Annotated in this window: 19 protein-coding genes; 14 read left to right on the top strand and 5 right to left on the bottom strand. The window is 69.1% G+C overall.

Annotated elements, in window-relative coordinates; all coding sequences use genetic code 11:
• Together EDD27_RS16360 and EDD27_RS16355 are read left to right on the top strand one after the other, a co-directional pair.
• Positions 1-1347: a BNR-4 repeat-containing protein gene (locus tag EDD27_RS16360; protein WP_127933204.1), complete on the top strand. Its 1347-nt coding sequence runs from the start codon at positions 1-3 to the stop codon at positions 1345-1347.
• A complete protein-coding gene (locus EDD27_RS16355) occupies positions 1344-2471 on the top strand; it encodes a mandelate racemase/muconate lactonizing enzyme family protein (protein WP_127933203.1) in 1128 nt (375 codons plus the stop codon). Before EDD27_RS16360 ends, EDD27_RS16355 begins: the two co-directional genes overlap by 4 nt.
• Positions 2472-2694: 223 nt before the next feature.
• Here the strand turns inward: EDD27_RS16355 and EDD27_RS16350 are convergent, their stop codons facing one another.
• A complete protein-coding gene (locus tag EDD27_RS16350) occupies positions 2695-3285 on the bottom strand; it encodes a TetR/AcrR family transcriptional regulator (protein ID WP_127933202.1) in 591 nt (196 codons plus the stop codon).
• Between the two features lie 89 nt (positions 3286-3374).
• Here EDD27_RS16350 and EDD27_RS16345 point away from each other — a divergent pair, with 89 nt between their 5' ends.
• Both EDD27_RS16345 and EDD27_RS16340 read left to right on the top strand, forming a co-directional pair.
• On the top strand, positions 3375-4574 hold the full coding sequence (locus EDD27_RS16345; protein ID WP_241564071.1) for an MFS transporter: 1200 nt from the start codon (positions 3375-3377) through the stop codon (positions 4572-4574).
• A 79-nt stretch (positions 4575-4653) separates the two neighbouring features.
• Positions 4654-5436, top strand: coding sequence for a hypothetical protein (locus EDD27_RS16340; protein WP_127933201.1), 783 nt, complete (start codon positions 4654-4656; stop codon positions 5434-5436).
• Between the two features lie 163 nt (positions 5437-5599).
• On the opposite strand, the gene sigJ is transcribed toward EDD27_RS16340, so the two are convergent.
• On the bottom strand, positions 5600-6538 hold the full coding sequence (gene sigJ, locus EDD27_RS16335; RefSeq protein ID WP_127933200.1) for an RNA polymerase sigma factor SigJ: 939 nt from the start codon (positions 6536-6538) through the stop codon (positions 5600-5602).
• Positions 6539-6691: 153 nt separating this feature from the next.
• Here sigJ and EDD27_RS16330 point away from each other — a divergent pair, with 153 nt between their 5' ends.
• The 6 genes from EDD27_RS16330 (at position 6692) to EDD27_RS16305 (ending at position 10368) form a co-directional block, all read left to right on the top strand.
• Positions 6692-7150 carry a nuclear transport factor 2 family protein gene (locus EDD27_RS16330; protein ID WP_127933199.1) on the top strand — a complete coding sequence of 153 codons (459 nt, stop codon included), beginning with the start codon at positions 6692-6694 and terminating at the stop codon, positions 7148-7150.
• A complete protein-coding gene (locus tag EDD27_RS16325; RefSeq protein WP_127933198.1) occupies positions 7147-7692 on the top strand; it encodes a YceI family protein in 546 nt (181 codons plus the stop codon). The genes EDD27_RS16330 and EDD27_RS16325 overlap by 4 nt, the downstream gene beginning before the upstream one ends.
• 280 nt (positions 7693-7972) lie before the next feature.
• Positions 7973-8209: a hypothetical protein gene (locus EDD27_RS55505; RefSeq protein ID WP_206641441.1), complete on the top strand. Its 237-nt coding sequence runs from the start codon at positions 7973-7975 to the stop codon at positions 8207-8209.
• A 188-nt stretch (positions 8210-8397) separates the two neighbouring features.
• Positions 8398-8796, top strand: a complete 399-nt coding sequence (locus EDD27_RS16315; RefSeq protein WP_127933197.1) for a VOC family protein — start codon at positions 8398-8400, stop codon at positions 8794-8796.
• A 22-nt stretch (positions 8797-8818) separates the two neighbouring features.
• Positions 8819-9157 carry a YciI family protein gene (locus EDD27_RS16310; RefSeq protein ID WP_164903635.1) on the top strand — a complete coding sequence of 113 codons (339 nt, stop codon included), beginning with the start codon at positions 8819-8821 and terminating at the stop codon, positions 9155-9157.
• Positions 9154-10368: an RNA polymerase sigma factor gene (locus EDD27_RS16305; protein ID WP_241564070.1), complete on the top strand. Its 1215-nt coding sequence runs from the start codon at positions 9154-9156 to the stop codon at positions 10366-10368. The genes EDD27_RS16310 and EDD27_RS16305 overlap by 4 nt, the downstream gene beginning before the upstream one ends.
• 4 nt (positions 10369-10372) lie before the next feature.
• Here the strand turns inward: EDD27_RS16305 and EDD27_RS16300 are convergent, their stop codons facing one another.
• Positions 10373-11047 (bottom strand): TetR/AcrR family transcriptional regulator, encoded by a 675-nt coding sequence (locus EDD27_RS16300; protein ID WP_127933196.1) that lies wholly within the window; start codon positions 11045-11047, stop codon positions 10373-10375.
• A 149-nt stretch (positions 11048-11196) separates the two neighbouring features.
• On the opposite strand from EDD27_RS16300, the gene EDD27_RS16295 reads away from it, so the two are divergent.
• The gene (locus tag EDD27_RS16295; RefSeq protein WP_127933195.1) at positions 11197-11961 is read left to right on the top strand and encodes an SDR family NAD(P)-dependent oxidoreductase; all 765 of its coding nucleotides are present in this window, start codon (positions 11197-11199) and stop codon (positions 11959-11961) included.
• 215 nt (positions 11962-12176) lie between these two features.
• On the opposite strand, the gene EDD27_RS16290 is transcribed toward EDD27_RS16295, so the two are convergent.
• Both EDD27_RS16290 and EDD27_RS16285 read right to left on the bottom strand, forming a co-directional pair.
• Positions 12177-13394, bottom strand: coding sequence for an FAD-dependent monooxygenase (locus EDD27_RS16290; protein WP_206641440.1), 1218 nt, complete (start codon positions 13392-13394; stop codon positions 12177-12179).
• Positions 13395-13479: 85 nt separating this feature from the next.
• Entirely contained in the window at positions 13480-15519 is a 2040-nt protein-coding gene (locus EDD27_RS16285; RefSeq protein ID WP_164903634.1) for a SpoIIE family protein phosphatase, read from the bottom strand.
• A gap of 386 nt (positions 15520-15905) precedes the next feature.
• Here EDD27_RS16285 and EDD27_RS16280 point away from each other — a divergent pair, with 386 nt between their 5' ends.
• The 3 genes from EDD27_RS16280 to EDD27_RS16270 all read left to right on the top strand — a co-directional run bounded on the left by EDD27_RS16280 (position 15906) and on the right by EDD27_RS16270 (position 17752).
• Positions 15906-16496, top strand: coding sequence for a 4Fe-4S binding protein (locus EDD27_RS16280; protein WP_206641439.1), 591 nt, complete (start codon positions 15906-15908; stop codon positions 16494-16496).
• 175 nt (positions 16497-16671) lie between these two features.
• The gene (locus tag EDD27_RS16275) at positions 16672-17241 is read left to right on the top strand and encodes a TetR/AcrR family transcriptional regulator (RefSeq protein ID WP_127933193.1); all 570 of its coding nucleotides are present in this window, start codon (positions 16672-16674) and stop codon (positions 17239-17241) included.
• 94 nt (positions 17242-17335) lie between these two features.
• Positions 17336-17752 (top strand): SDR family NAD(P)-dependent oxidoreductase, encoded by a 417-nt coding sequence (locus EDD27_RS16270; protein ID WP_241564069.1) that lies wholly within the window; start codon positions 17336-17338, stop codon positions 17750-17752.
• Positions 17753-17986 lie beyond the last annotated feature (234 nt).

Genomic DNA, 17986 nt, shown 5'->3' with positions numbered 1-17986 from the left:
ATGATCAAAAGACGGAACTTCCTGCTCGGCGGCACGTTAGTCGCCCTGGCTCCGCTCCTGCCCGACTCGCCCGCGTTCGCGAGCGCGGGCTCCGGTTTCGCCGTCCAGACCGTCGCCACCGGCGTGGCGGCCAAGAGCGACCGGCGCGCCATGGCCGGCGGCCTGTACGACCCGGTCGCGGGCAAGACGTTCGTCTCCTGGACCGGGGAGAACACCCACCCCTACGTCGCCGCCTACGACCACGCCACCGGCGCATGGACCCAGCCGATCAAGGTCGGGCAGTCGCCGAAGGCCGACTCCCACCACTACCCGGTGATGATCCAGGCCGACGACGGCCGGCTCCTGGTCTTCTACGGTTCGCACAACAGCGTCCAGCGGCTGGCCACCTCCCAGCCGCACACCGTCGAGGGGGACTGGACCGACGGGACCATCGACGCCGCGCCGCGCTCGACGTACCCGATGCCCGTCAAGGCGAGCAACGGCGACATCTACCTCTTCTTCCGGTCGACCCCGCACAACGACGACCCCTCCCTCCCCACCGACTACCGGCCCATCCACTACGTCCTGTCCACCGACGACGGCCGCACCTGGACCCGCTCCCGGGACCTGGAGGGCATCCCGCACGCCATCGGCTCCACGGACCGGCCCGACAACTGCAACGAGATCTACATCGGCGAGATCGAGGTCACCCCGGCGCAGGGGAACGTGCCGGAACGTTTCCACTTCGTCTGGACGCTCGCCGGCGGCGGACCCGGCCGCCACGAGCACGACTACTACCACCGCAACCTTTACTACGCGGCCTTCCAGCCCGGCGACCGGCGTTTCTACAGCGCCGCCGGCGACGACCTGGGCGCCGGAGTGGACTGCGGCGCGGCCTCCCGGCTCCCGCTCGTCCTGGAGACCGAGCTGAAAAGGGCGAAGCCGCTGTCACGGGACGTCGGCTACACCCACCTGGTCGGGTCGATGGCGGGCAACCGTCCCGTGCTGCTGTTCATGCTCCAGGACGGCGACACCACCGTCGTGCACGCGGCCGCCTGGCAGGGCCACGACTGGCGCATCGCCGAGATGACCAGGGAGGCGACCCTGTTCGACAAGGAGCAGATCTCCCCGACCGCGTTCCGCGTCTACGCCAGCCCCGCCGACGGAACCTCGGCCGTCTACACCTACATCCTGGAGAACGGCAGCCACTGGCGGTCCGAGGCCAGGGTTCCCACCCCCACCAGGATCCAGCGTGCCAGCCTCATCGCCGGCTTCCGCGACCCCGCGCGCGTGGTTCTGACCGGCTCGGCCGCCAGCCCCACGGTCCCCGCGGGCGGCATGTTCGTCCTCGGGATGCCGGGCACGTGAACCGGATAGCACGCGTCGAGAGCTTCACCGTGGCCCTGCCGTCGCTGCGCGACTTCGCCGTCGCGGGCGGGCCCGTGGTCAGGGGCGGCCGCCCGGCCGTCAGAGTCCTGGTGAAGGTCACGGCCGACGACGGCGCCACCGGGTGGGGCGAGGCCACCCCGATCCCGTCCTGGACGTACGAGACCACCGAGTCGATCGTCTCCACCATCGAGGGCTACCTGGCCCCGGCGGCCGCCGGCCGCCCGCTGTGGGATTTGGACGGGCTCTGCCGCGCCTTCGACCGCACCATCAGCAAGGGCTTCTCGATCGGCATGCCGCTGGCGCGCGCGGCGGTCGACGTGGCCTGCCACGACGCCTTCGCCCGCAGCCTTGGTCTGTCCCTCGGCGAGCTGTGGAGCCGGCGCAGGCGCGACACCATCGAGCTGGCCTGGATCGTGGCCACCGAGTCGGCGTCCGCAGCCGCCGACTCGGTGGCCGAGGGCCGCGCGCACGGCTACCGCCACGTCAAGGTCAAGATCGGCCTGCACGCCGAGGACGAGGACGTGGCCATCGTGACCGCCGTACGCGCCGCCGCCCCCGACGCCGTGCTGTGGGTGGACGCCAACCAGGGCTATACAGCCGCCGCCGCGCTCCGGGTGGCCAGGCGCCTGGCCGACCTGGACGTCGCCGTCTTCGAGCAGCCGCTGCCGTCCAACGACATCGCCGGCCTGCGTCGCCTGCGTGACGCCAGCCCCATTCCGGTCGCCGTGGACGAGAGCCTGCGCCACCCGAGCGACCTGGCGACGTTCGTCCGGCTCGATGCCATCGACGTCGCCGTCGCCAAGGTGCAGCGCTGCGGCGGGCTGACCCTTGCCCTGCGCCAGTGCCAGCTCGCCGAGGACTGCGGCCTGGCGATCAGGGGCTCCGGCCTCACCGAGTCCGACATCGGGCTGGCCGCCTCGCTCCACCTGTTCGCCGCGTTCGGCGTGGACACGCCGGTCGACCTCAACGGCCGGCAGTTCATCACCAGCCCCTACGCCACGGACCCGGTCATCACCGTCGCCGACGGCGTCGCCCACGTACCCACCGGCCCTGGCCTGGGGATCGGCGTGAACGAGGAGGCGGTCCGCGAGCTCGCCCTTTGACGGCATCCGCCGGACCCCTTCGCCGGGTCGCGGTCGGCGTCCTGGTGGAGGGTGAGGAGGCCGCCCGGACCGGCGCCTCCCCGGCCACACCGAGTGGGCCCGCGTCCGCGTCGGCATCACCTGGGCCAACCGCAACGTCCTGGACGCCATCAGAGGGCGTGAACGGCGGCGATCACTCTCGGTTGCGGCGAGCCCACGAACTGCAGCCACGTGTAGACGGTGCTCATGACGCCGGCGTGGTCAGGCGCACCGCGGCTCGCATGAGAGCCACCTTGGCCGATTCGGCGCTGCTGTCGGCATCGGCGCGCATCATGCGTGCCATCTGAGGCACGGCGTACCACCAGCCGGCGAGGGCCAGGACGAGGAAAGCCAGGTCGGCGGCCGGGATCTGATCGCTGATGAGACCCGCTTGCTGGGCCTGCGCGAAGGCGGAGACTTTGGCCCGGTAGTAGTCGGTGCGGGAGCCCTCGTCGGGCACCTGGGGCAGGTCGAGGAGACCTTCCCACAGCAGCAGGCGGGTCAACTCCGGGTGGCTCGCGTGGTAGTCGTACACGGCTGCGGCGTACGCGCCGACGGCTTCGGGTCCGTCGAGGCCGTCGAGAGGGACGGCGGCCGCCACCTTGTTCAGTTCGTCGGCGAGCACGGTGGCGAACAGTTGCGACTTGTCGCCGAAGTAGTTGTAGAGACGTTCCTTGTTGACGGCGGCGCGACGTGCGATGCGTTCCATCGTGGTCCCGCCGAGGCCATGGGCGGCGAACTCGAGGACGGCCGCTTCCTTGAGTCTGCGCTTGGTCTCCTCGGTGTTCCAGGCCATGCCCACACCATATCCAACGCAAGCGTTGCAAATCATCGGGCACGCACCTATCCTCAACTCCAACGGAAGCGTTGGAATTGAGAGGCGTCGTGTCAACTGAGATGATCGCGCGAGGAGAGGCCGACGCCAGGGTCACCGGTCGGCGCCGCGCTCTGGTGCCGCTGCTCGTGGTGACGGGCTTGGTCGTGCTCATCCAGCTGTATGTGTCGATCCCGCTCCAGCAACCAGTCGCGGCCGATCTTGGGGATGCGGGTGTGACCGCGGCTCTGGCGTCGGGGTATGCGCTGTGCTACGCGGCGGGGTTCCTGGTCTATGGTCCTCTCTCCGATCACTTTGGCCGCCGACCGCTCCTCGTGATCGGGCTCGCCACACTCACGATCGCGACCCTTGGCGTCGGGCTCGCCCCGTCGCTGAGCGTCCTGGGTGTCCTGCGTGCGGTGCAGGGTGCGGCAGCAGCCACCTTCGCGCCGACTGCTCTGGCCTTTCTCGGTGAGGCGCTACCTCAGGGCAGGCGGACCAGTGCGATCGGCGCGATGTCGGTCGCCTTCCTGGCAGCAGGCATCATCGGGCAACTCGGCGCAGCCGGCATTGGCGAGACCGTCGGGTGGCGATGGACGTTCTACCTGAGCGGGGCGATACTCGGGTGTCTCACGCTCGCGACCTTCGCCCTGGTCGACGAACCGACGGTCGAGCGCCCACCGCAGCGCCTGCTTGCCCGCTACGCAGCCTTGCTGCGATTCGCCCTGCGCCCCCGATCGATCGTTCTCTCTGCGGGCCATCTCGTTGTGCTGGGTGGATTCGTCGGCATGTATACGTTGCTCGGACCGCACCTCACTGCCGCAGGGCTCACCGCCACCGAGATCATGGCCGTCCGAGGCCTGGCACTGCCCGCGATGTGCTGCTCACTGTTGCTCGGACCACTGGTGTCGCAGCTCGGCCCGGTTCGTACGGTTCTGACCGGATTCTCCATTGCTGCCGCGGGACTCCTGAACGAAGCAGCGCTGAGCCACAGTCTGGTGGGTCTCACGGCCGCGAGTATCGGTTTCGTCGCGGGGATCGCCGTTCTGGTGCCACTCATGATCACGCTATGGGGTCAAGCTGCCCCCCCGACGAGAGGCATCGGCATGGCCATCAACGGCTTCGTCCTGTTCCTTGGCGCCGGCCTCGGCCCTTACGCGACGTTGCTGCCCGGAGACTTCGCCTGGGCACTCACCATCATCGCCGCCCTGTATCTCGTAGCCGCCGCCCTCGTCGTCGTTGCGATCCGGCAGCGCCCAGGAACGAGCTGACCATCCCGCGCCGGCGTCAACCACCAACGCGTGACCGTATGCCGGACCTCCGGTCCATCACAGATCAACAGGGAGACCCATGCCATCCATCAAGTCATTGATCCTGTCCGGTGTCGCTGTCGCCGCACTCGGTGTGACAGGAGCCGTCGTCGCCGTCAGCACCGTCGACACAACCCAGCCGGCGTCGGCCGCGGCCCCGCCAAACAGCGATCCCTCCCAGAAAGTCACGCCCATGCCATCGAATACCGATCCTTCGACCATCAATCCCCGCGTTCGCCAGATGGAGGCCGATGCCATACGTGGTACGGGCCTGAACATCCCCCAAGGCTGGCGGATCGTCAGCGTCCGCACCGAGCGGCACGACGACCGGGAAGTCACCGTCATCAGGCATCAACCCGGCGGCTACCGGCCCGGGGGCGAACATGCCAGTGTCGTGCTCGACGAGCATGGGACCATCCTGGGCTTCACGCGACTCGAAGACGGCGGCGACCAGGCACTGCCCAGCCCTGAACGGAGTGAGCAGATCGCCCTCGACTTCCTGCGGGACGTAGCACCGGACCACGTCGACGGACTCAAGGTCGAATGGGCCAATCGGCACGACGAAACCGTGACCGGCTCTGGCGGCACGAAACACACAGTCTCTGGCATGAAAGTCAAGATGCGCCACGACAACGGGCTCTACACCTGGGTCATCGTCGGACCCGACGGCGCTGTGCTGACGTACGAGCGAGACATCACTTGGGACTCCAGTCAAGGACGACGTGGCACCCAGATGTGGCTCCACGACTCTTGGATCACCGCCCACGACGGCACCGGGCCACAACCCGACGCGCCCTACGCTCTCGCCACGCGGCGAGGGTGAGAAGCGATTCCCCACCGAGAGGCACGCTGCCGATCGAACCTTCGTTCCAGGGCCCGGTCCAGCAGGAACTGCTCCAGTTCCTTCATCGCCGTACTGTCGGCCGGGTCGCCCTTCCACCGCAGACAGCCCGCCACTAGACGAGTCTCCTGCGAGGGAATTCGCGTCAGCCTGTCGTCCAAGGCCGGAGCTTCTCGGGGTTGCGTACGGCCCAGATGCGCTTGATCCGGTCGCCTACGACGTCGAACGCCATCACCACCGCGGTCACGCCGTCTTGCTGGGCCACCAGACCGGGCTGGCCGTTGACCGTACGCTCCAGGATCGTCAGGTCAGGTGCCTTGCGGGCGAGATCGACGAGAATGCGCGCGATCTGCTCGCCTCCGTCAATGGGGTCGAGCTCGGCGCTGACGAGGCCGCCGCCGTCGGCGATCCCTGTGGCGTCGGGGGCGAGGAGGCTGATGAGGGCGTCGATGTCCTTGGCTTCCCAGGCCTGCTTGAAGTTCCTGACGATGTCGGCGCGCTGGGCTGCCGGAGTCGCGGAAGGATCCTGCGACGTGCGGATGCGGCGGCGGGCCGAGGAGGCCAGCTGGCGACAGGCCGCCGGCGTACGGCCGACGATCTCGGCCACTTCGGCGAAGGAGTAGCGGAAGACGTCGTGCAGGATGAACGCCACGCGCTCGGCCGGGGTCATCGATTCGAGCACGACCAGGAAGGCCATGTTGACCGACTCGTCGAGCGTGACCCGGTCGGCCGGATCGACCGTGGCGCCGCCCGGCCGCCCGGTGGTCCACTCCGTACGGTCGGGCAGCGGCTCGGGAATCCATGCGCCCACGTAGTGTTCGCGCCGTGCCCGTGCCGAGCCGAGCAGGTCGAGGCAGATGCGACTGGCGACCGTCGTCAGCCAGGCACCAGGGGACTCGATGGTCTCCTGCTGCCGGCGGGACATGGCGTACCAGCGGGCGTAGGTCTCCTGGACGACATCCTCGGCATCGGCCAGGGATCCGAGGAGCCGGTACGCGAGATTGATCAGCTGACGCCGCTCACTCATGATCGCGCTCAGGCTCGGATCGAGCCGGCCGTCTCCTGGCTCGGATGGAGTGGTCATGGTGTCGCCGGCCTTCCTTGTGTCGCATCCGCCCTCACCAGATCGACGAGACAACGCCGCGGAATGTGAGGTGGACGCGTCGCCTGACATTCCGCGGGGTCGTGTCGTCGTACTGCTGAGAGGGACACCATCTCGCGAACAAGGAAGCAACCGATGAGCGACATTCGGACCATCGCTGACCGCTTCGAGATCGAGGCGCTGCGCGGCGAATTCACCGACGCGGGGATGATGCGCGACTACGACCGCCTCGCGTCCCTGTTCACACAGGACGGCGTGTTGCGGATCCCCGACATCAACGTCGAGTACATCGGCCCGGAGGAGATCCGCGCCGGGGGCGAGCGGCTGCAGAGTCTCTGGGACTACTTCGTGCAGACCACGCACCCCGGCACGATCCAGCTTGAGGGCGACACCGCGGCCGGCCGCGCGTACATCGCGGAGTTCGGGCGCATGCGCGACGGCAGCTCGCACCTGAACTACGCCGTCTACCACGACCGGTACCAGCGCACCCCGGACGGCTGGAAGTTCAGTGAGCGTGTCTACGAGATCAAATACCTCGACACCACTCCGCTGGCGGGCTCGGCACCCCACGCATCCAGGAGTGACAAAGCATGACAACCCCGACCAGGCTCAGCGAGCTGACCGGCGACTACGTCCTCGACACCGCCCACACGCGGATCGGCTTCGTCGCCCGGCACACGATGGCCACCAGGGTGCGCGGACAGTTCGACCACTTCAAGGGCAGCGCGCACCTGGACGGCGACGACCCGTCGAAGTCCGGCGCCCGGCTCACGATCCAGGCGAAGAGCCTCCAGACCCGCAACGAGCGGCGCGACGAGCAACTGCGCGACACGTTCCTGGGCATGGACGACCACCCGGCCATCACCTTCACCTCGACCAAGGTGAAGCAGGTCGACGAGACCACCTTCGAGGTCACCGGTGACCTGACCATCCGCGGCGTGACCAAGCCGGTCACCGTGGACTTCGAGCTGACCGGCGCCGAGCACGGCCCCGAGGGCGACGTCCGGGTCGGCTTCAAGGGCAGCGCCACGATCAACCGCAACGACTGGGGTGTGAACTGGAACGCCGCGACCGCGGTGCTGGTCAGCCCGAAGGTGGTGCTGGAGTTCGACGTTGCCGCGATCCGGCAGTCCTGACACCCGTCACCGGCGCCCGTGGCGCAAGCACCCTGCCGCCTTCCTGAGACAACCCTTACCGAGCTCATGACCTCTGGCCACCGACCACGGGGAAGGACTCCGGAGGCATGGTCGATTTCCAGGACTCGGGGATGGTGGGGCGAGGCCGTTCCGGCCCAGGAGTTGAATGCCGGAGCGCGCATCATCCGCAGCTTCATCGAGGACTATCACGAGCGCCTGGAGGAGCTGTACGTCTTCCCGCGCCTGATCCGGGCCGGCGCAGTGGCGCCTGGTCGCCGACATGACGGCGTTCGTTCGCATGTACGAGCCGCACGAGGTCCGCGAGGACACTGTCGTCTTCCCGGCCCTGCGGGACGTCGTGCCGCCCAAGCAGTTCTCGGAGATGGCCGAGACCTTCGAGGACGAAGAGCACCGCCGCTTCGGCCAGGCCGGCTTCACCGGTGTCGTCAACCAGGTGGCCGACATCGAAAGGTCGCTGGGCATCTACAACCTCGCCCAGTTCACCCCACGCGGCTGACTCCTGCCGCGTCAACCCCGTCCCGGGCGAAACATTGCCATGAGTTCACGCGCACCCATGTCGTGTCGAGGAGTCTGCCAATCGTCTTTGAGGTGAAGGGTGGTAGCGGGCACGCACCCATGCGAAGGTGCCGGTGCGTTCCGCCACGGCCTGGAGAGACATCAGCGACCGACCTCAAGGAGCGGATCATGCACCCGACGCTGAACACCATCGACATCGTGGTGTCCGACATGGACGCGACGATCGCCTTCTATGCCCGGCTCGGGCTGGACTTCAAGCTCGACCCCCACACTCCCGAGCACGCCGGCTGCGACCTGCCGGGCGGGCTGCACGTGATGCTGGACACCGAGGCCTTCCGAACGCCGTTCCTGCCGGGCTGGAGCGCGCCGGTCGGCGGGCCGCGCACCTTGCTGTGCTTCCAGTTCGACGACCCGGCCGGGGTGGACGCCAAGTTCGCCGAGCTGGTCGAGGCGGGGTATCAGGGGATCAAGGAGCCGTTCGACGCCTTCTGGGGGATGCGGTACGCCACGGTGGCCGACCCGGACGGCAACGGCGTAGACCTGTACGCCACCCTCCCGGCAAGCTGACCTTACGGAAGGGAGACCCGAGGTGAAGTACGTACTGATGTTCGTCGAGACCGAGGAGTTCGCCAAGGAGCTGGAGGCGATGGGCGAGCTGGAGCAGGAGGCCGCCTATGAGGCGGTGGGCCGCTGGTTCGCGGAGCACGCCGACAAGATCACCCACCACGTGCATCTGCACCCGATGCACACCGCGACCACGGTGCGGCTGGACGGGGCAGAGCCGGTCGTCACCGACGGGCCGTTCGTGGAGGGCAAGGAGGTGGTCAGCGGGTTCGCCGAGGTCGAGGTGGCGGACCTGGACGAGGCGCTGAAGGTGGCTCGCTCGTGGCCGGCCTGCCCGATCGTGGAGATCCGCCCGGCCTCGTGAACGAGCAGGCGAAGGAGCGGATGGGCCAGGAGGTGCTGGCCCGCGTGGTGCGTGAACACGCGGGCCGGCTGGCCGCGTCCCTGGTGTCGCTGCTGGGCGACTTCTCCGCCGCCGAGGACCTCGTACAGGACGCGGTCGAGACGGCGTTGCGGCGGTGGCCGGTCGAGGGCGTGCCGGACCGGCCGGACGCCTGGTTGTTCACGGTGGCCCGGCGGCGCGGCCTGGACGTGCTGCGCCGCGAGTCGAACTACCGGGCCAAGCTCGCCCAGCTCACCTGGCCCGAGCCGGCCGCACGCGACGATCGGCTACGGCTGATCTTCACCTGCTGCCACCCGGCGTTGTCGCGCACCGCGCAGATCGCGCTGACGTTGCGGGTGGTGTGCGGGCTGAGCGCGGCGCAGATCGCGGCGGCGTTCGTGGTGCCCGAGACCACGGTGGCGCAGCGCATCACGCGTGCCAAGCGGAAGGTCGGCGAAGCCGGGATCCCGTACCGCATCCCGCCGGACGAGGAGTTGCCGGAGCGGCTGAATGAGGTGCTGGCGGTCATCTACCTGCTGTTCAACGAGGGCTACCTGTCCAGCACGCCCGAGCGGGCCCAGGCGCGTGACCTGGTGGAGGACGCCGAATGGCTGGCCGCGCTGCTGGCGAACCTGATGCCGAAGGAGCCTGAGGCGGCCGGGCTGCTGGCGTTGATCCGGCTGCACCGGGCGCGCGGCGCTGCCCGCTTCGACGCTCAGGGGCGGCTGGTGCTGCTTGCCGATCAGGATCGGTCGTTGTGGGATCGGCAGGCGATCGAGGAGGCGACCGCGCTGCTGATGCGGGCCGCACGCGCTCACCGCCGGCCGGGGCCGTACCAGCTGCAGGCGGCGATCGTGGCCTGTCATGCCGAGGCCGGATCCTTCGCCGACACCGACTGGGCGCAGATCCTCGTGCTGTACGACATGCTGGTGCATCTGGCGCCCTCGCCCGTGACCCGGTTGCACCGGGCGATCGCGGTGCGTTACGCCCAAGGACCGGAGGCGGCGCTGGCCGAGCTGAAGGACCTCGGCCGGGCACTGGAGCGCTATCCGCTCTTCCATGCCACCCGGGCCGAGCTGCTGCGTGATCTGGGTCGCCGGGAGGAGGCGCGCCGGGCCGATGAGCGAGCGCTGGAGCTGACCGCCAACCCGGCCCAGCAGGCGCTGCTGGAGGAGAGGATCAGCTGGGGATGAGCGTTCAGGAGCCGTCCTGGTGCGAGAAGCCGCGGGCGGCTGCCCGCAGCGCCTGGCCGACCGTCGCCTCGAGCAGGCCGGGCTGCTCCGCGACGGAGGGATCGGTGTGGGCGGCGTAATGCTCCACGCCCGTGCGCAGCGCGACGTTGAGCATGGCGGCCTGCACCTTGATGTCCAGGTCGGGGCCGGGCAGTCCGGCACGCTCGGCGAGCACGGCGGCGAACACCGGCTCGGCCTCCCGATGCGCTTCCAGCCACACCGCGCGTAGTCCCGGCTCGCTGCCGGTCAGACGTACGAGGTTCAGCAGCGCGGCTCTGTCGTCGGCGGCCTCTTCGGCCACCCGGCGCATGGCGTCGAGAAGGTCCGCCACATCCTGGTCGGGACGCCATGAGCGCAGGCAGCGGGTGGCGAGTTCGAGTCCGCCGGTCAGCAAGGGCAGGACGCAGCTCTCCTTGCTCGGGAAATACCGCCACAGCGTACGCGAGGAGATGCCGGCCGCTGCGGCGATCTCTTCGGCGGAGGTGCCGGCCACGCCGTTGGCGGTGAACAGGCGGACGGCCTCGCGGGCGATCTCCAGCCGGGTGGCGGCCTTGCGCCGCTCGGTCAGGGGCGGGCGCCCGGTCCGCCTGGCCGGGCGAGTCGCGGCCGCTCCGGCCAGCGCCTGTGAATCGCGGGACACGTCTCACGACGCTACCACTATTTGTCATGCGCCGCCTATCTGGCGCAAAGCGACAAAAAGTCGTACGGTCCTGACCAGGCCTCATCGGCGGGCGCCCGCGGCCCTGGTGAGACCGCCGCCCCTGACACACGACCGCGGAGGAGCACAACATGAGCAGCAGTGGACTGCGAGACAGCAGCGTCATCGTGACCGGCGCCGGATCCGGAATCGGGCGGGCCGCCGCCCTGCGTTTCGCCCAGGAGGGCGCCAAGGTGGTGGTGGCCGATCTCAACGGCGACGCCGCCAAGGAGGTCGTGGCGGAGATCCAGGCCGCCGGCGGCACCGCGGTGGCGGTGACCGGCGACCTGAGCGACCCGGCGGTGGTCGACGAGGTCGTCACCACGGCGGTGGACACCTTCGGGGGCCTGGACGTGCTGGTCAACAACGCCGGCATCATGGACCGGATGTCGGCCGCCGCCGAGGTCTCCGACGCCGAATGGGAGCGGGTCATCCGGGTCAACCTGACCGCGCCGTTCCTGCTCACCCGCGCCGCGCTGCCGCACATGCTGGCCAGGGGCAAGGGCGCGATCGTCAACACCGCGTCGGAGGCGGCCCTTCGCGGCAGCGCGGCCGGCACCGCGTACACCGTTTCCAAGCACGGCGTCGTCGGGCTCACCCGGTCGGTCGCGGTGATGTACCGCAACGCCGGCATCCGCGCCAACGCCATCGCCCCCGGCGGTACCAAGACCGGCATCGTCCTCGACATCGATCCCGCCGCCCACGGCCCGAAGACCCTCGGCGCGTACATGCACAACGTCGGCCAGCCGGCCGAGGCGGACGAGCAGGCCGCCGTCATCGTGTTCCTCGCCTCCGACGCCGCCAGCAACATCAACGGCGCCATCGTTCCGGTCGACAACGGCTGGGCCGCGGTGTGACCGCGGCCTGGGACCGCGAGGTCGACGTGCTGGTGGTCGGCACCGGCGCGGCCGGCCTGACCACCGCGGCCGCACCGTGTCCGACAACTACATCGCGCCCGCGGTCGTCTTCGGCTATCGCGCGGGGCGCCACGCGGCGGCGCGAGCCACGGCCGTGTCACCAGGCGACCGGTAGCTCATGCGGTCCGAAGACGGTCATGCGTGGGCGCCGACGATCAGCCGGGAAGCGCCCCGGGATCGGATGATCCGACGGCCCTCGCCCGCCTGGCTCGTCTGATCATCGAGCCCAGCGCGATGAACGGCGCCCCCACCTGCCCCATCCTGTAGAACAACCGCGGCGGCAGGTGCGGGAGCAGCCGGGAGTGCCGCTGGCCGAGCAGGGTGAACAACTCTTGCGGCGGCAGGTTGATGTAGCGCGGAAGGTTCTCATACCACTGCGCGCTGTAGTGGGCCGCCCTCTGGGTGGACCGGATCGCGGCCATGCGTCGCCGCTCGTAGCGGGCGAGGGCACGCTCCAGGCGCGGCTCCCGGTGCAGGGCGTCGACCAGGAAGGCGGCGTCTCCCAGCGCCAGGGCGGTGCCGGCGCCGACGGAGTAGTGCGTGGTGTGCGCGGCGTCCCCGAGCAGGACGAGGTTGCCGTGATACCACCTCCGGTTGGTCAGGGTGCGGAAGTTCAGCCAGTGAGCGGTGCCGTCGGGCTGGGCCCGGCCGATCAGCGGGTGACCGTCGAGGATGTCGGCGAAGAGTTTCTCCAACATGCCGAGGCTGTCGGCCTCGTTCGCCTGGTCGAACCCGAGTCCCTTCCACGTCTCGGGGAAACACTCGATGACGCAGGTGCTGTGCTCCTTGCCGAAACCGTAGCCGTAGCACCAGATCCAGCCGTACTGCGTCTCCACGAAGGCGAAGGTGAAGGCGTCGAAGATCTTGGTGGTGCCGAGCCAGGTGTAGAAGTTGCGCCCGACCGCGAACTGCGGGCCGAAATGGTCGGCGTGGCGCTCGCGCAGGACGCTGTTGACACCGTCGCCGGCGACGACGAGGTCGGCGTCGGCCACCTCCTCCTCGCGGGTGATCTCGCGCTCGTATTCGATCCGCACCCCGAGCGAGCGGGCGCGCTCGGCGAGGATGCCGAGCAGGTCGCGCCGCCCGATGCCGAAGCCCAGGTCCCCGTGCTCCAGGCCAACCGTCATCCGGTCCTGGACGTGCACGACCCAGCTTTCCCACCGGACCGAGCCGTCGACGATGACACGCGCGGACTCGGGATCGGCTCCGTGGAGATCCTCGAGCAGCTCGTACCAGTAGGTCACGCCCCAGCCGTACGTCGACCCGGCGGGATTGCGCTCGTAGACAGTGATGTCGTGGGAGGGGTCCACTCGCTTCATCAGGATCGAGAAGTACAAGTTGGCGGGTCCGCCGCCGACGCAGGCCACCTTCACACGAGCCCCCACTGGTGTGACAAATTATAATCAATGCATGACACAGGGTAACACCGCAGTTCTCGAGGGCGCCTTACCGGCAGGTCTACGGCGAGGTCGAGATGCAGGTACGCGCCAAGAGGAGCGCGATGTCGTCCTCGGATCCGGTCTCGCCCACCATGGTCCGGATGACCGAGGCGCAGGCGTGCTCCAGCGGGAGCGCGGCCGCATGGGCCAGAGCTGCGCCGAGGCGGTCGATGCCGGCTTCGATGTCGGCCTGGCGGGTCTCGATCAGGCCGTCCGTGTAGAGGGCGATCAGGCTGCCTTCGGCGAGTTCGAGCTCGAAGGATTCGTAGGAGCCGACTCCCAGGCCGATCGGGGTGCCGCCGGGCGGGCGGGGGAAGAAGACCTCGCCGGACGGGGTGACGATCGCGGGTGGCGGATGTCCGGCTCCGGCTATGGTGCAGCGCCGGGTGGCCGCGTCGTAGACCGCGTACACACAGGTGGCTCCCGTGGGGTCGAGCGGGAAGCCGTCGGGGCCGGCGTCCTCCTCCGACAACCGCACGAGGAGGTCGTCGAGGCGAGCGAGGAGCTCGTCGGGCGGCAGGCCCAGGTACGCGAGGGTGCGAACGGCGGTACGCAGGCGCCCCATGGTCGCCGCGGCGTTGATGCCGTGCCCGGTCACGTCACCGACGACCAGCGCGACCCGGCCGTCACCCAGCGGGATGGCGTCGAACCAGTCACCGCCGACGCCCTCGTGCACATCCGTGGGCAGGTAGTGGGAGACCACCTCGACGGCGCCGGCGCCGGCCAGGTTGCGCGGCAGCAGGTTGCGCTGCAGCGCGAGGGCGGCATTGCGCTCGCGGGTGTACCGGCGCGCGTTGTCGAGGCTCAGCCCGGCGCGGGCGCCGAGCTCCTCCGCCAGGATCAAGTCGTCTGTCGTGAACGGCTCCGGATTGTCGTTGCGGACGAACACGGCGACGCCGAGGATGTCGCCGCGGGCCTTCAACGGGACGACGATCAGCGTGTGCATGCCGGTGCCGCGGACGATCCTGGCCCGGTCCGGGTCCTGCTCGATCCAGCTGCCGGGCGAGGTGTCCAGCACGGGCTCGAAGTGGGCGCGGCCCGAGGACAACACCGCGGTGAAGGGGGACGACGGGGGCACGAAGACCGCCTGTCCGCGCTGCCAGAGGGACTCGGGCGTCCCCTCGTGGATGGAGGCCACGCCGGCGCGGCGGAACACGGGGATCCTCACGTCCGTGGCGGCCAGCCGCTGCAGGGGCTCGGTGTCCGGCAGGACCGCTTCGGCGAGATCGACGGTGACGTAGTCGGCGAGCGCCGGCACGGCCAGGTCGGCCAGCTCCTGCGCGGTCTTCCTGACGTCGAGCGTGCTGCCGATGCGGACACTTGCCTCGCGCAGCAGGGCGAGCCGGTCGCGCGCGCGGCTGTGGCTGATGTCGATGGCCACCGAACACACGCCGAGCGGCCGGCCGTCCACGCCTTCGAGCCGGAAGAGGGAGGTGGACAACGTTCGGTCCTCGTGCTGGTCGACCGAGGTCCAGCGGGCTTCGCGGTCGAGCTGCGGGACGCCGTCGACGATCACCTTGCGCATCGCCTCCTGCGCGGCCTCGGTGTTGACCCCCGGCAGGCGCTCGGCCAGCGAGCGGCCGAGCTGGTAGTGGGGGAAGACCGCGCGCAGGCGCTCCGCCGCGTCGTTCAGCCACACGCAGCGCAGGTCGCGGTCCCAGATCGCCACGGCCACCGGGCTTCGGTTGAGAATCGGCTCCATCCAGGAGCACGCCCGTCCCGACACCGCCGATGCCGCCGGCGTCACCGTCACGAGCCAGGCCGCCTGCTCGTCCGGCGTGATCAGCCGGGAGCCCTCGACACGTACGAGGATCCTGGTGCCGTCTCGATGGCGGGCCTCGGCGAATCCCGACCAGTGTTCCCCGTCGCCGTACGACGGATCCCACGTCGCGGCGCGCTCCGGCATGAGCAGCAGCGCACCGGACCGGTCGAGGATTTCGGCGGCGGGGTAGCCGAGAAGCTCCTGCGCGGACGGCGTCCAGCCGATCACGGTGCCCTCGGTGTCGATGACGACGACCGCTGCAGGTGCACCGTCCGGCATGCTCTGAGGTGTGGCCATGGCGACATCCATCCTGCATTGAGCGAGCCCTTCTGGTCAGGATAGGCACCGCTGACCTGCGGCGATTCTTGACCGGTACTTATGACGGCATAGGCGGATCACTGTGATGGCCCGCATCAGCGTGGCGCGTATGAGTCCGGGGCTGCTGGTGCGGCGCCACCTGGAGGTGTGTGTGTTCTCCCGCCTGGCGGCCGAGCTGCGCTCCGGCGACATCGCGGTGATCGGGTGGGACTCCTACGCCAACCTCCACGCCCGCTCATGTCGCGAGAGGAATGCGAGCCGCATGTGGCGCTGGAAGTTCAGGCTGCCCCCCGCCGGCAACCCAGCGCCGTGTGGGCCGGACTGCCCGCCGCTTGGGCTTGCGTGCCGAAACCGATCGGTTTACGGTGGGGGAAACTGATCGGTTTCTCGCCGTGGAGGCGAAGTACGGCAACTTCGTGCTGCTGGCCACCGTCCTGGTGGACGCCGAGGTGAGCGAGTACGGACAGGCGCTGGACTACACCCCTTGCATCGACTGCAAGCTGTGCGTCGCCGCCTGCCCGGTCGGCGCCATCAGCAAGGACGGAGACTTCGACTTCTTCGCCTGCACCACGCATAACTACCGTGAGTTCATGAGCGGGTTCACCGACTGGGCGCAGACCGTGGCCGACAGCCAGGACGCCGCCGACTACCGCTCCCGGGTCACCGATTCCGAAAACGCCTCCATGTGGCAGAGCCTGGCCTCTCCTCCCGGCTACAAGTCCGGCTACTGCATGGCCGTCTGCCCCGGCGGCGAGGACGTCCTGGGCCCGTACCTGGAGGACCGCAAGACCTTCATGGACACCGTGCTGCGACCGCTCCAGGACAAGAAGGAAACCCTCTACGTCCTGCCGGGCTCACACGCGCAGGAATACGCCCAGCGCCGCTTCCCCCACAAGCCCGTCAAAGAAGTCACCGGCGGCTGGCAGCCCCCGGCCGAACGCCCCACATCCTCCTGATCCGGTGCCCTCTCGCCCGCGCCCGTACTCGGTCGCGAAAGCCCTCGCTGTTGTCGGCGAACACTGAAGCTTGCTCCTACTGCATGAGGTGTCGCCCCGTGAAGGCGCCGCATATCGCCCCGACACCGGAAACCGATCGGTTTTCATTTTGCCGGAATCGAGTTAACCTCGCAGTATGACCACCGAAGTGAGGCCAAGTCCCCGAGAGCGGCTGCTGGAGGCGGCGGCCACGCTCACCTACCGAGACGGTGTCGGCATCGGCGTCGAGGCGCTGTGCAAGGCGGCGGGGGTGTCGAAGCGCTCCATGTACCAGCTGTTCGAGAGCAAGGACGAACTGCTGGCGGCGAGCCTGGAGGAGCGCTCGTCCGCCTTCGTGGCGAGGCTGCTGCCTGCGGCGGGTGATGGCCGTTCACCCCGCGAGCGGATCCTGCACGTCTTCGAGCAGGTGGAGTTGCAGGCGGGTGCGCCCGAGTTCCGAGGCTGCCGGTACCTGGCGGTGCAGATCGAGCTCAAGGATCAGAGTCACCCTGCGAGCCGGGTGGCGCACCGGGTCAAGGGAAACCTGATGGCCTTTTTCCGTGCCGAGGCCGAGCAAGGTGGGGCGAGCGACCCGGACCTGCTGGCCCGGCAGCTCTGCGTGGTCTTCGACGGCGCCAGCGCCCGTGCGGGGATCGGAGCCGACAACCTGGCAGGGCTCATCGCGCCCACCGTGGTCACCCTGCTCGATGCGGCAGGCGTGCGCTGACGCATCGGCATTCGCATTGCACGGAGGGCCTGCTCGCCGCCCTCCCACCCCGTTGACCGCCGGTCGAAAGCCGGCGGGTGTCCCGGTCCAGCAGATGATCGAGCGGTTCGGGCGGATTGACGTGCTGGTCAACAACGCCGGCATGGGCGCAATCGGTGCCGTTGAGGAAAGCTCTGTCGTGCAGGCTCAGGACATCTTCAATGTCAATGTCTTCGGTGTGATGCGCATGACAAAGGCCGTCCTGGCCCACATGCGCGCTCAAGGACGCGGGCGCATCATCAACCTCTCCTCCGTTGTCGGCTTCCTCCCCTCGCCTTACATGGCCGTCTACGCCGCCTCCAAGCATGCGATCGAGGGGTACTCCGAGTCCCTGGACCACGAGGTCCGCGAGTACGGCGTGCGGGCGCTTCTCGTCGAGCCCGCCTACACCAGCACCGGATTCGGGCCAACAGCCCGCACGCGGGGTTCTTGCACGCGAAACGCAGTCAAGCTCAACCAGCTGGCCGGCTGACGCCTGCCCGCATCCGAGCACACCCACAAGGACAAGACGCACATGGAGCGGCACATGGCGCAGATCCGGATCGAGTTCGATGTTCCGGCGCAGATGCGTGTCGGCGAGGGGCGTGGACCCGTTCCCGAAACGACTAGCGCACGCCAGACAGGCGCAAGCCTCCTGAACGGATGGCCAAGCAGACCGTAAGGGAAGGGCCACGTCGCCGAGCTGCTCGGCCGCGACCTCGACGGC

Origin of the sequence: Nonomuraea polychroma (assembly GCF_004011505.1) — a bacterium.
In the GTDB taxonomy this organism is placed as follows: domain Bacteria; phylum Actinomycetota; class Actinomycetes; order Streptosporangiales; family Streptosporangiaceae; genus Nonomuraea; species Nonomuraea polychroma.
Note: the sequence above shows the minus strand (reverse complement) of the source record. Positions and strands in the feature narration are given on the sequence as shown.